Annotated in this window: 11 protein-coding genes; 9 read left to right on the top strand and 2 right to left on the bottom strand. The window is 57.3% G+C overall.

Annotated elements, in window-relative coordinates:
• The first annotated feature begins 10 nt into the window (after window positions 1–10).
• Window positions 11–877, top strand: a complete 867-nt coding sequence (locus tag ACR0M2_RS01385; protein ID WP_480643730.1) for an urea carboxylase-associated family protein — start codon at window positions 11–13, stop codon at window positions 875–877.
• Here ACR0M2_RS01385 and argE read toward each other — a convergent pair.
• Together argE and ACR0M2_RS01375 are read right to left on the bottom strand one after the other, a co-directional pair.
• Window positions 874–2031: an acetylornithine deacetylase gene (argE, locus tag ACR0M2_RS01380; RefSeq protein ID WP_480704211.1), complete on the bottom strand. Its 1158-nt coding sequence runs from the start codon at window positions 2029–2031 to the stop codon at window positions 874–876. The genes ACR0M2_RS01385 and argE overlap by 4 nt on opposite strands.
• Window positions 2028–3212, bottom strand: coding sequence for a M24 family metallopeptidase (locus ACR0M2_RS01375; RefSeq protein ID WP_480703851.1), 1185 nt, complete (start codon window positions 3210–3212; stop codon window positions 2028–2030). The genes argE and ACR0M2_RS01375 overlap by 4 nt, the downstream gene beginning before the upstream one ends.
• An 85-nt stretch (window positions 3213–3297) precedes the next feature.
• Here ACR0M2_RS01375 and ACR0M2_RS01370 point away from each other — a divergent pair, with 85 nt between their 5' ends.
• From ACR0M2_RS01370 to ACR0M2_RS01335, 8 genes are all read left to right on the top strand, one after another.
• Window positions 3298–4341 carry a pyridoxal-phosphate dependent enzyme gene (locus tag ACR0M2_RS01370; protein WP_170358175.1) on the top strand — a complete coding sequence of 348 codons (1044 nt, stop codon included), beginning with the start codon at window positions 3298–3300 and terminating at the stop codon, window positions 4339–4341.
• Complete coding sequence (locus ACR0M2_RS01365) at window positions 4338–5483, top strand: M24 family metallopeptidase (RefSeq protein WP_480703850.1); 1146 nt, start codon at window positions 4338–4340, stop codon at window positions 5481–5483. Before ACR0M2_RS01370 ends, ACR0M2_RS01365 begins: the two co-directional genes overlap by 4 nt.
• A complete protein-coding gene (locus tag ACR0M2_RS01360; RefSeq protein ID WP_480703849.1) occupies window positions 5480–6190 on the top strand; it encodes a maleate cis-trans isomerase family protein in 711 nt (236 codons plus the stop codon). The genes ACR0M2_RS01365 and ACR0M2_RS01360 overlap by 4 nt, the downstream gene beginning before the upstream one ends.
• 146 nt (window positions 6191–6336) lie before the next feature.
• Window positions 6337–7428: an ABC transporter ATP-binding protein gene (locus ACR0M2_RS01355; RefSeq protein ID WP_170348510.1), complete on the top strand. Its 1092-nt coding sequence runs from the start codon at window positions 6337–6339 to the stop codon at window positions 7426–7428.
• 110 nt (window positions 7429–7538) lie between these two features.
• Window positions 7539–8636: an ABC transporter substrate-binding protein gene (locus ACR0M2_RS01350; RefSeq protein WP_170348511.1), complete on the top strand. Its 1098-nt coding sequence runs from the start codon at window positions 7539–7541 to the stop codon at window positions 8634–8636.
• A 70-nt stretch (window positions 8637–8706) separates the two neighbouring features.
• Window positions 8707–9981: an ABC transporter permease gene (locus tag ACR0M2_RS01345; protein ID WP_170375062.1), complete on the top strand. Its 1275-nt coding sequence runs from the start codon at window positions 8707–8709 to the stop codon at window positions 9979–9981.
• Between the two features lie 5 nt (window positions 9982–9986).
• The gene (locus ACR0M2_RS01340; RefSeq protein ID WP_170348513.1) at window positions 9987–11198 is read left to right on the top strand and encodes an ABC transporter permease; all 1212 of its coding nucleotides are present in this window, start codon (window positions 9987–9989) and stop codon (window positions 11196–11198) included.
• A 160-nt stretch (window positions 11199–11358) separates the two neighbouring features.
• On the top strand, window positions 11359–12579 hold the full coding sequence (locus tag ACR0M2_RS01335; protein WP_480703848.1) for an aminopeptidase P family protein: 1221 nt from the start codon (window positions 11359–11361) through the stop codon (window positions 12577–12579).
• Window positions 12580–12618: the final 39 nt, after the last annotated feature.

Below are 12618 nucleotides of genomic sequence, written 5' to 3'. Positions count from 1 at the left end.
GAGAGCGTTGATGAAACTGGTAAACCCGAACTTCGCGGCACCAACGGATGCAGATGATCGCAAGGCCATCCAACCGGTCATCTGCTACCCGCCCGAGACGTTGACGCAACCGGACCTGACCGCGTTGGCCAAACTGCGGCAGGGGGCCAGCAAGACCGCCGAGGCTATCGCAGCCCCGCGTGATGCGGCCTGTATCGACGTGCCCGCCGGGGCGTTTGTTCGGGTCTTGTCTGTTGATGGTCCGCAGGTCGGCGACCTGAACATGTGGAACAAGCACGACCTGTCCGAGCGGTTCTATTCCGGCAAAACCCGCGCTCTGCACGGCACCCATCTGTCGACCGGGGATCGCATGTGGTCGAGCTTTCCCAACATGCGCCCAATGGCGACTGTCGTCGATGATACGCTGGATTGGTACGGGTTCGACGCGTTCGGCGGTTCGGTCCATGACGTAATCGGCACGCGCTGCGATCCCTATACGGGGCGGTTGTTGTCCGGCGACGATTACCATTATTGCTGCCATTCCAACCTGACCCGTGCGCTGGCCAGCCATTGCAACCTGCCGTTGCACGAGGCCGAGATGCTGGTGCATGACGTCCTGAACGTGTTCATGTGTACCGGGTTCACCCGAGACACCGGGCAGTATTTCATGAAGGCAAGCCCGGTGCGCCCCGGCGACTATCTTGAGTTCTACGCCGAGATCGACTTGATCGTCGGTCTTTCGGCCTGTCCCGGAGGGGATTGTTCGTCGGAGCATTCCTCGGACGCTGCCGCCTGCTATCCGCTGGTGATGGAGGTCTATGATCCGGGCGAGGATGCGCGCGCCGCGCATGTGCAACCCGCGCGCTCGGCCTATAACCGCACACACGGAGCTGGTTAAGCGATCAGGCGGCGGCCCAGGCGGTTCAGCATTCGGCAGCACAGATCAAGCTGCTCGATCTCGACATACTCGTCCGCTTTGTGCGCTTGGGTGATCGAGCCCGGCCCGCAGACAATGGCATGTACGCCCAGTTGCTGAAACAGGCCGGCCTCGGTGGCGAAAGCGACGACGCCAGTGCCATTGGCGCCGGTCAGTTCGGCCACCAATTCGCGCGCGGCGTTTTCGTCCATGGGCTCAAGCCCCTCAACCTCGGCCACGGCTTCTTGCGTGATGCTGGCTTCAGGGTGGACGGCCTGCATTTCAGGCAGCAGGCTGTGCTTGACGTAATCCGACAAAGTGCTTCTGACCAGTTCGGCGTCGCTGGATTGAACGGGGCGCATTTCCCACGCGACCTCGGCTTTGCTGGCGATGACATTATGGGCAACACCGCCCGAGATGCGCCCGACATTGACCGTGGTCCAGGGCGGTTCAAACGGGCTGCCCTTTGGCGCGCGCGATTTCAAGATATGACGCAGCTCCAGTAGTTTGCCGATATAGCGCGCCGCGTATTCAGCCGCATTGACGCCGTCATCAGGGGCCGAACTATGCCCTTCAAGCCCAACGAAACTGGTGGTGTATTCGAAGCAGCCCTTGTGCCCCTCGATCACGCGCATCTCGGTCGGTTCGCCGATGATGGCAATGTCTGGCACTATGCCGCGCTCGGATAGGTCACTGACAAGGTTCTGCGCGCCCAGACAGCCGGTTTCTTCGTCATAGGTAAAGGCGAAATGCAGCGGTTGGGTCAGTTTGCTTACGTCCAAGGTCTCGGCAAAGGCCAACGCGGCGGCGATAAACCCTTTCATGTCACAGGTGCCACGACCGTAGAGTTTGCCGTCCCTTTCGGTCATCTCAAACGGGTTCGTTGTCCAGTCCTGATCGGCCACCGGAACCACATCCGTATGGCCTGACAGCAAAATGCCACCCGCCATTTCCGGCCCGAGCGTGGCAAAGACATTGGCCTTTTTGCCCGTTGCATCCCGCGTTTCGATACAGCGCGCGCCCAAAGCTTCAAGGCGTTCGGTTAAATAGCGGATGATCTCAAGGTTGCTGTCAGCGGACACCGTTTCAAAGGCGATCAGGTCCGCAAGGATTTCCTTGGTTCTTAGCAGGGTCATGGCTTTACGAACAGTTTTCGGGGCCGGTTGCAAAAGCACTCCGCGGCTCCGGTTTCGGTGATCAGGATCGACTCTGTGATCTCAAGCCCCCAGTCGTCCATCCAAAGACCGGGCATGAAGTGGAAGGTCATGCCGGGTTCCAGAACGGTCTCATCCTCGGGGCGCAAAGAGATTGTGCGCTCGCCCCAATCCGGCGGATAGCTGAGGCCAATCGGATAGCCGCACCGCGCACCGCGTTCGATCCCGGCGCGTTCCAATGGGGCAGCCAGAGCCAGTGCAATATCCCGCGCCTGATTGCCCGCGCGGGCAGCGTCCAGCCCGGCCTCTAGCCCTTCGACCAACGCCGCTTCGGCTCGCAACAGATAATCGGGTGGTTGACCCAGAAAAACTGAGCGGCAGAAAGGCGTGTGGTAGCGGCGGTAACAGCCAGAGAGTTCAAAGAATGTGCATTCGCCGGATTTGAACGGCGCACCATCCCATGTCAGATGCGGGGCCGCAGCATCCGAGCCGGAAGGCAGCAGTGGCACGATGGCGGCATAGTCCCCCCAATCCTCGCCCACACCCAGGATCGCATCGTGGTAAATCTGCGCGACCAGTTCGTTCTTACGTAGGCCGGGTTCGATCCGGTCAAGCACACCGTCGATAACATGTTCCGAGATCCGCGCGGCCTTGCGCATCAGGGCAATTTCTTCATCCGATTTCACCGCACGTTGCCAATTCACCAGTCCATTCGCGTCGGCCAATTCGGCCTGCGGCAGTTCGGCCATCAAGGTCAGATGCGCCTTGGCCGAGTAATAGTAGTTGTCCAATTCGACACCGATCCGACCCGCTGCCAGTCCACAGTCCCGGATCACAGCCGCAAGGTCCTGCATCGGGTGGCGGACGGTCGATTGCACATAGTGATCCGCGTATCCGCGAATCCGATCGTCTTTCATCCAGACCGTGCGCCGCGCGCCGTTGGCGTCCTGATTGCGGCCCCACCAAATCGGGTCACGGTCATGCAGAACCAATACGCCCTGATGCACGTAGAATGACCAACCCTCATATCCCGTCAGCCATGTCATATTAGACGGGTCTTCAATGAACAGCCCATCCAGACCGGCTGCTGCCATGGCAGCACGCGTCTTTGCCAGCCGACGATCATACTCAGATGGGCTGAATGCCGGATTGGCATGGGCCATGGGACGCTCCTGTGGTGACCGAGTTTTGTTGACAGAACTTGACGAATCCGATCACGTCAATGGGCAACTCAGGAAAGACGCTCAATTGAAAATCACATCCAACCCTCATCGCGGCGGCCAGAAACTGATCGAGGCCGCGCCGTACCCTTCGACCAATGTCGCGCGCGCTTCAGAATTGATAGCACGCTGCCTGTCGGACAAAGAAACGCCTCTGACCGAAGTGAAGGGGTTGGCCGATGTCGCACACCTTTGGGCAAAGGATGAACGTGGTCGGATGGATCTGGGGTCGTTCAAAGCCTTGGGTGCGGCCTATGTCATCGCGCGCCATGCGGCGGATATCGCGGAAAACCCGGACGCCTCGACACTGGCGGGTCGGACTTATGTCACCGCCAGCGCAGGCAATCACGGCCTAAGTGTCGCGTCCGGTGCGAGCCGTTTCGGGGCCAATTCTGTCGTCTATATCGCAGACACCGTACCCGAAAGCTTTGCCGAACGCCTGCGCGCTCAGGGTGCTGATGTTGTGCGCGAGGGCGTGGACTATGCCGCCAGCATGGAGGCCGCAAGTAAAGCAGCACAGGATAACGGATGGATATTGCTGTCGGACAGTTCGTGGGAGGGGTATTACGAACTGCCGCATACTCTGATGGAGGGGTACCTGCAGATGGCCGCCGAAGCTGTGCGCCAATGCCCGCAAGTGCCGACCCATATCATGTTGCAGGCCGGTGTTGGTGGTTTGGCCGGAGCGGCCGCAGCCTATATGAGGACGGCTTGGGGGCAAGAACCTCAGATCATCGTTGTCGAACCCGATGCAGCTCCGGCCTTGCAAGCCAGTATTGAGGCTGGCGCCTGCGTGTTCGCCGATGGTCCGGACAGCGTCATGGGGCGTCTCGATTGCAAGGAACCGTCTCTGATTGCCTTGAACGGATTGGCCAGGGATGCCGACAGTTTCCTGACCCTAACCGATGAGCAGGTGACTGAACATCTTCCCGCAATGGCCGATGCTGGCATCGCTACAACGGCTTCGGGCGGGGCGGGGGTTGCCGCCGTGATGAATGCAGATGCGCGGGCGGGTCTAGGCATCGAACCAAATGCTCGTGTTCTGTGCATTATCTCAGAGATTGCCGAATGAGGGGCTTTGAAGCGTCCGAATTCCAGTCGCGGACCGAGCGTGCGCAACATCGGATGGCGCAAGAGGGGCTGTCGGCGCTGTTGCTGACCACAGAACCCGAGGTTCGCTATTTTACAGGGTATCTGACCCGGTTTTGGGAAAGCCCGACGCGCCCGTGGTACCTGATCGTGCCCGCAACTGGCAAACCGATCGCTGTCATCCCCTCGATCGGGTCGGCATTGATGGCGACAACCTGGATCGAAGACATTCGCACCTGGAGCGCGCCGGACTTGACCGACGATGGTGTTAGCCTGATGGCCGATGCTTTGTGCGAAATCTGCCCTGCAGATGCGGTAATCGGTCTGCCGGACGGTCACGAAACCCATGTTCGCATGCCTTTGGCCGATCTTAACAGGTTGCAGGAAAGGTTGGGTTCCCGTCGTCTGGGCAGCGACGGAGGTATTCTCCGTGCGCTGCGGATGGTGAAATCCGAGGCAGAGATCGCCAAGATCGAAACCGCCTGCGCAATCGGGGGCAGGGCCTTTCAACGCGTGCCTGAGATCGCCGGTGAAGATGTTGCTCTGGACGAGGTGTTCCGCCGTTTTCAGATGCTGTGCCTTGAGGAAGGCGCGGATTGGGTGCCGTATCTGGCTGGCGGGGCCGAGCAGGGCGGGTATGCAGACGTGATCTCTCCAGCCCGTCCAACCGCATTGGTGCCGGGGGATGTTTTAATGTTGGACACGGGTTTGGTGTGGGACGGGTATTTTTGCGATTACGACCGCAATTGGTCAGTCGGGCAGACGTCGGCGCAAGTGCGCGACGCTTATGCCACGTTGATCGAAGCATCAGATGCGGGGTTTGAAGCGGCACGCCCAGGCGCAACTGCAGCTGATCTGTTCCAAGCAATGAACGCGATCTTGTCCCGAAACAGCGAAGACACTGGTGCAGGGAGGTTGGGACATGGCCTTGGCATGTCGTTGACGGAATGGCCTTCTCTGATCCCATCAGATCACACGGTATTGGAACCCGGGATGGTCCTGACATTAGAGCCAGGCATCGCCGTGGGCGATAAAATACTGGTCCACGAAGAAAATATCGTCATCACGCAAGGCGCACCGCGCTTTATCAGCCCAAGAGTCGGCCCGGAGTTGCCCCAGATATGAGCTATCTTCCCTATACGTTGGATGCGGATGATCCAGCTGCCTCACCAATGGGCCTGATCGTTTTGCAAACGGATGAGACCATTGAGCCCGAGTTCAATGCCTACTTCGCCGATCGAACCTATCCGATCTATGTCTCGCGTATTCCAAGTGGGGCAGAGGTTACGACCGATACCTTGGCGCAAATGGAAAAGGCTTTGCCCGCAGCGGCGGATTTGCTGCCGAAAATTCGCCCCTACAAGGTGGTTGGATATGGATGCACATCCGCCAGTTCCGTCATCGGATCCGAACAGGTCGAGCGTATGGTGCAAGAGACCTGCAATGCCGGTGTGGTCACCAATCCCTTGCGTGCTGCATCGGCCTGCGCGGCGCATTTGGGAGTCTCAAAATTCGCGCTGCTGTCGCCATATATACAAGATGTGAACGAACCATTACGTCGGGCATTCGCCGAAAACGGGGTTTCCATGGATGTTTTCGGCTCGTTCGGAGAGGCTGAAGAATCGAAAGTTGTGCGCATTTCGCGGCGCTCTGTGGTTGATGCAGCGCTCAAGCTAGGTGCTGATTCTTCGGTTGAAGCTATTTTTATAAGCTGCACAAATCTAAGAACTTTTGATGCGATCCGTGAGATTCAGGAGCGGTTAGGAAAGCCGGTTTTGTCCAGCAATCAAAGCCTTGCGTGGCACATGCGGGAACTGAATTCGCATCATTGAAGGGGTGACCGTATCCAAAATTGTAGTGCTTCAAATATATTTTTGGTTGCGCGGCGCGCCCTGCATGTCCTTAAATGTCCCCAATGGTCTTTGAGATCCGGATAAACCGGGCAACCAACAGACCGCACAGGGAGCCAAGTCGGTATATGTCCAATGACGCTGCGTTCGTCGAGTTTCAACGTGTCCAGAAGTCTTATGATGGTGAAATACTCGTTGTAAAAGATCTAAACCTCTCGTTACCAAAAGGTGAGTTTCTGACAATGTTGGGCCCGTCAGGGTCTGGCAAGACAACTTGCCTGATGATGTTGGCAGGGTTTGAAACCGCCACACATGGCGAGATCATGTTGGACGGGAAACCGATCAACAATATTCCCCCGCATAAACGTGGCATCGGGATGGTGTTCCAGAACTATGCCCTGTTTCCGCACATGACCGTGGCCGAAAACCTGTCCTTTCCTTTGGAAGTGCGGAAAATGGGCAAGGATCAGCGCGAGGAAAAGGTCAAGCGCGCGCTGGATATGGTTCAGATGGGGGCCTTTGGCAGCCGCCGCCCGGCGCAGCTTTCGGGTGGTCAGCAACAGCGTATCGCCTTGGCGCGGGCGCTGGTCTTCGAACCCGAACTGGTGCTGATGGACGAACCGCTGGGCGCGCTGGACAAACAGCTGCGCGAACATATGCAGTTTGAAATCACCCGACTGGCGCATGAGCTTGGGATCACCACGGTCTATGTGACACACGACCAGACCGAAGCGTTGACGATGTCGGACCGTGTCGCAGTGTTCGATGATGGGCGCATTCAGCAATTGGCCCCACCCGATCTTCTGTACGAAGAACCCGAAAATAGCTTCGTTGCGCAGTTTATTGGCGAAAACAATACGTTGGAAGGCGTTGTTAAATCCATCGACGGCGATTCATGCGTGGTGGCTTTGGACGATGGGTCTGAGATTGACGCCAAACCGGTAAACGTCCACAACCCGGGAGATCGGACCAAGGTTTCCATCCGCCCCGAACGGGTCGAGTTCAACAAAGATCGTCTGCACGCCGACGCGCATACGCTGAAGGCAACGGTCAAAGAATTCATCTATATGGGTGACGTGTTCCGCTTCCGCCTGTCTGTTGCGGGGAACGACGATTTCATCATCAAAACCCGAAACGCGCCGGATGCGGTAAAACTGCAGCCGGGCCAAGAGGTTGAAATCGGCTGGCTGGCCCATGATTGCCGGGCGCTTGACGCCTGAGCAAGGAAATACCCGCGCGCTCTGCCCGGACGCGCGGGATATCAGATGATCAGGCACCCCGTGACCTGATCTGAAAAGCTAAAATTAACGGGAATAACAGGGAGTTAACAATGAAAGTTACCAAAACCACTCTATTGGCGAGTGCGGTTGCCGCAATTGCTGGTGGCGCTATGGCCGAAGAGATGACAATCGTCTCGTGGGGCGGCGCGTATTCCAAATCGCAGTTGAAAGCGTATCACGAGCCCTATTCGGAAAAGACTGGTGTCACCATTCTGAATGATGACAGCTCGCCCGAAGGTGTTGCCAAGCTGCGCGCTATGAACGAAGCGGGCAACGTCACGTGGGACGTTGTCGATCTTGAAGCCGCTGACAATATTCGTGCCTGCGACGAAGGCCTGATTATTGAAATCGACCCAGACGTGCATCTGGCTCCTGCGCCCGATGGGACACCTGCATCTGAGGACTTTGGTGATCAACTTGTCTCACCTTGCTATATTCCGACGATCGTATACTCGACAACCTTCGGCTATCGCACCGATATGGTGCCGGAAGGTGTAGAGCCTCCGACCGGAGCGTGCGATGTATTCGACCTTGAGAAGTATCCAGGCAAACGCGCACTCAACAAACGCCCAATCGCCAATATGGAATGGGCCCTGCTTTGTGATGGCGTAGCTTACGAAGACGTATACGACACGCTTGAAACTGAAGAGGGTGTTGAACGTGCGTTGGCCAAGCTGGACACGATCAAGGATCAGACGATCTGGTGGTCGGCCGCCGCCGAGCCGGTTCAGCTTTTGGCTGATGGCGAGATCTTTATGGGGTCCACCTATAATGGCCGTCTGTTCTCGATGATTGTCGAGCAGAATCAGCCTGTTGGCATGGCTTGGGACTGGCAGATGTTTGATCTGGACGGCTGGGCGATCCCGGCTGGTCTGAGCCCTGAGCGTGAGGCACGGGCCTTGGATTACATCCGGTTCTCGTCCGATACACAGCGTCTGGCGGATCAGGCAAAATACATCTCGTATGGTCCGGCACGTAAATCCTCGGCGCCTCTGGTCGATAAGCATGCCGATCTGGGTATCGACATGGCACCGCACATGCCGACCGATCCGCGTAACGCGAAGAACACTTTTGTGAACAACTACGAATGGTGGGCTGACTACCGCGATGATCTGGATGCACGTTTCCAGGCCTGGCTGTCGCAGTAACCTTTCAAGTTCAAAAAACCAGTCAGGGGGCGGCACGCTGCCCCTTGACCCATAAAACCAAGGGGCACTGATGACTGACGCAAGCCAAAACGCAGGACCGATGCTGGCCGCGGATGGAACGCCGCTCAAGCAATCTCTGGCACGTTCACTAAGACGGCAAAAGCTGCGCGCTCTGTTATTGATTGCGCCCCTTCTTCTGTTCGTTCTGTTCTCGTTCATAATTCCGATTGCGTCGATGCTGTTCCGTTCGGTGGAAAACGGTATCGTGGAAAAAACGCTGCCTCTGACGGTCGTGGCGTTGGAAAATTGGGATGAAAAAAGCGGCGAACTGCCGGACGAGGCCGTCTATGACGCCTTTGTCAATGATATGATCGTTGCGGTTGCTGAAAAGAAACACACCCGGTTGGGATCACGGTTGAACTATGAAGAACCGGGCATCTCGTCCCTGTTCCGTAAATCCGGTCGAAAAATCCGGAAATGGGACCCTGAAGCGGATGCGCCGTTCAAAGAAAAGCTTATTGACGCGGACAAAGGATGGGGGGACGTCGAAAACTGGCGTGTGATCAAGACCCATTCCCGAAACGTGACCCCCGGTTATTTTCTTGCCGCCGTCGATTTAAGGCTGACGCCCGACGGCGTTGCTGCGCAGCCGGAAGACAAGCAGATACTTGTAAAGCTGTTTGGCCGTACGCTGTTCATGTCCCTGATCATTACTGGGTCCTGTATCCTGTTGGCCTATCCGGTTTCCTACCTGTTGGCGAATTTGCCGATGCGTGTTTCGAACATGCTAATGATCCTGGTGCTGTTGCCCTTCTGGACATCGCTTCTGGTGCGAACTTCGGCTTGGAAAGTGATGCTGCAACAACAAGGTGTCATTAACGAAACTCTGGTTTGGCTTGGGTTGGTCGCAGATGATGCGCGACTTGTGATCATCAACAATCAGATCGGCACGATCGTCGCGATGACGCATATCCTGCTGCCGTTCATGATTCTGCCGATGTATTCGGTGATGCAGACGATCCCGCCGTCTTATACCCGTGCGGCCAAGTCGATGGGGGCCACCAACTGGACTACCTTCTGGCGGATTTACTTCCCACAATCCATTCCGGGAATTGGGGCCGGTTCGATCCTCGTGTTCATTCTGGCCATTGGCTACTACATCACGCCCGAGATCGTGGGTGGCACCAAGGGTGTCTTCATCTCGAACCGGATTGCGTATCACATCTCGTCCTCGCTGAACTGGGGACTGGCTGCGGCGTTGGGGACGATCCTGCTGGCGGTCGTCATGCTTCTGTACTGGTGCTACGACAAGATCGTGGGCATCGATAACGTGAAATTGGGATAAATACCATGGCAGCACTTACACCAATATCCCGCAAGCCGTTGTCGATGGTTCTGCCCACAGTCGCCGCCGCCGGAGGTTTCCTCGGCATGTTCGTCGGGGCCGGGCAGGGCAGTGCCCTGCTGGGCATCCTGATAGGTGCCGCGCTGATGGCGGCGCTGGCCTGGGTCTATATCACGGTTCTGGACAATGAACGTGTCGCACGCTGGATCACCATTCTTGGGATGGGGGTGATCGGTTTTCTGTTCGCCGGATTCACGGGGTTGATCGTCGGCTTGCTGGCCGGTTGGTTCTTTGCCTTCTTCATCTTCTGGCTGTACGAAGGGCGCTATCGGCAAAGGCTGCTGCCCTATTTGACGGGCCAGCAGGTGTTTGGACATTACCTGTTTCGGGTTATCTGCGGCGCGATCTTCGTGTTCCTGATCACGCCCATCCTTGTGGTTTTGCCGCTATCGTTCAACGCGCAGGACTTCTTTACCTTCACGCCTGAGATGTTGCGTTTGGACCCCGAAGGCTACTCGCTCAAGCATTACCGTGATTTCTTCACCAACAATGAATGGCAGCGCAGTTTCAAAAACTCGCTGATTATCGCGCCAATCGCGACCGTCATATCGGTTTCACTGGGGACGCTGGCTGCCATAGGTCTCAGCCAGTCGCACGTGCCCGGTCGTCGGGCGATCATGGGTATCCTGATCTCGCCTATGATTGTGCCGCTGATCATTTCGGCCACGGGTATGTTCTTTTTCTACAGCGACATCGGTCGTTTCATGGAGGGAACATTGGGCATGGACAAGAACTTTGTCGGATACATCAAAGTTGTTCTGGCTCATGCGGTTCTGGGTATTCCGTTCGTTATCATTACGGTGACGGCGACGTTGGTCGGGTTTGACCGATCCCTGACACGGGCCGCGGCGAATATGGGGGCAGGGCCAGTACGGACCTTCTTCAAAATCCAGATGCCGCTGATCTTGCCGGGCGTAATATCGGGTGGCTTGTTCGCCTTTATCACGTCGTTTGATGAGGTTGTTGTGGTTCTGTTCGTCGGTTCGGCCAGTCAGAAAACGTTGCCCTGGCAGATGTTCACTGGCCTGCGCGAGCAGATCAGCCCGACCATTCTGGCGGTTGCGACCATTCTTGTTGTGATCTCGATTGCGCTACTGACCACGGTCGAGCTGCTGCGGCGCCGGTCTGAACGCTTGCGGGGTCTCAGCCCGGCTTGACGCGACTCGAAAGCTGATTTAGCGATTTCACCATGCACCTCGGTCACGATGGCGTCGTGACGCAACGCGGGGTGCATGGCTCTCGGTTCCCGAGGCCGCTTGTCCTGAACGCCGGGACTTGTGGCCGGGCTTTGCCTGTCCGGCATTGAGGAGAGAGATGATGAAAGACCTGAACAATCGCCCCGAGTTCTTCACCAGCCACAATGGTGACAAGGCGCCGCTCCCGTTTAGCAAGGCAGAATATGACCGACGTCTGGCCAGCCTGCGTGCGACGATGGCGACACGTGATATCCCGGCGGTGCTGCTGACGTCGATGCACAACATCGCCTATTACTCGGGCTTTTTGTATTGCGCGTTTGGACGCCCGTATGGCTGCGTTGTCACCCAAGAAAGCTGCACCACGGTTTCGGCGAATATCGACGCTGGCCAACCTTGGCGGCGCTCGGTCGAAGAGAATGTGATCTATACCGATTGGCAACGGAACAACTATTGGCGTGCGGTGGCCGGCCTGATTGGGTCTGCGGGACGGATCGGTATCGAGGGCGATCACATGACACTGGCGATGCGCGATACGGCGTTGGACATGTTGGGCGGGCCAGAGTTAGTGGACATCGCGCCGGATACGATGGCCGCGCGCATGGTAAAATCGGCTGAAGAGATCGAACTGATCAAAGGTGGTGCGCGTACGGCTGATGTCGGTGGCGCGGCCATTCATGCCGCGATCCAGGAAGGCGCGACCGAGATTGAGATCGCCATGGCCGGTCGCGACGCGATGGAGGCTGAGATTGCGCGCGCCTATCCGGATGCAGAATATCGCGACACGTGGGTTTGGTTCCAGTCCGGTCTGAATACCGATGGGGCGCATAACCCGGTCACAAAACGGGCGCTGCAAAAGGGCGATATCCTGTCGCTGAACACGTTCCCGATGATCTCGGGCTATTACACTGCGCTGGAACGCACCTTGTTTCTGGGTGAACCCGACCCCGAAAGCCTGCGCATCTGGAAGGCGAATGTCGCTGCGCATGAGTTGGGCCTGGGCCTGATCAAACCTGGCGCGACCTGCTCTGGAATCTGTGAAGAGATCAACCGGTTCTTCGCTGACGAAGGTTTGCTGCAATACCGCTCGTTCGGCTATGGTCATTCCTTCGGCATTCTCAGCCACTATTACGGTCGCGAGGCTGGGCTTGAGCTGCGCGAAGACATCGACACTGTGCTGGAGCCCGGTATGGTCGTATCCATTGAACCGATGCTGTGGATCCCCGAAGGCCAGAAAGGCGCAGGCGGGTATCGCGAGCATGACATCCTTGTGGTCGAGGATTCTGGAGCCGAAAACATCACCGGCTTCCCCTATGGCCCCGAACACAACACGATCAGCACCTGATCGGATCGGCAGGAAGGGCGATCTGCCTTTCCTGCCTCA

This window comes from Ruegeria sp. BE10, from assembly GCF_056538905.1.
Note: the sequence above shows the minus strand (reverse complement) of the source record. Positions and strands in the feature narration are given on the sequence as shown.

What these genes read in the sequence shown, in the direction of transcription:
- ACR0M2_RS01385 (WP_480643730.1), top strand. Translation starts at nt 11, where the DNA reads ATGAAACTGGTAAACCCGAACTTCGCGGCACCAACGGATGCAGATGAT.
- argE (WP_480704211.1), bottom strand. Translation starts at nt 2,031, where the DNA reads ATGACCCTGCTAAGAACCAAGGAAATCCTTGCGGACCTGATCGCCTTT.
- ACR0M2_RS01375 (WP_480703851.1), bottom strand. Translation starts at nt 3,212, where the DNA reads ATGGCCCATGCCAATCCGGCATTCAGCCCATCTGAGTATGATCGTCGG.
- ACR0M2_RS01365 (WP_480703850.1), top strand. Translation starts at nt 4,338, where the DNA reads ATGAGGGGCTTTGAAGCGTCCGAATTCCAGTCGCGGACCGAGCGTGCG.
- ACR0M2_RS01360 (WP_480703849.1), top strand. Translation starts at nt 5,480, where the DNA reads ATGAGCTATCTTCCCTATACGTTGGATGCGGATGATCCAGCTGCCTCA.
- ACR0M2_RS01355 (WP_170348510.1), top strand. Translation starts at nt 6,337, where the DNA reads ATGTCCAATGACGCTGCGTTCGTCGAGTTTCAACGTGTCCAGAAGTCT.
- ACR0M2_RS01350 (WP_170348511.1), top strand. Translation starts at nt 7,539, where the DNA reads ATGAAAGTTACCAAAACCACTCTATTGGCGAGTGCGGTTGCCGCAATT.
- ACR0M2_RS01345 (WP_170375062.1), top strand. Translation starts at nt 8,707, where the DNA reads ATGACTGACGCAAGCCAAAACGCAGGACCGATGCTGGCCGCGGATGGA.
- ACR0M2_RS01340 (WP_170348513.1), top strand. Translation starts at nt 9,987, where the DNA reads ATGGCAGCACTTACACCAATATCCCGCAAGCCGTTGTCGATGGTTCTG.
- ACR0M2_RS01335 (WP_480703848.1), top strand. Translation starts at nt 11,359, where the DNA reads ATGAAAGACCTGAACAATCGCCCCGAGTTCTTCACCAGCCACAATGGT.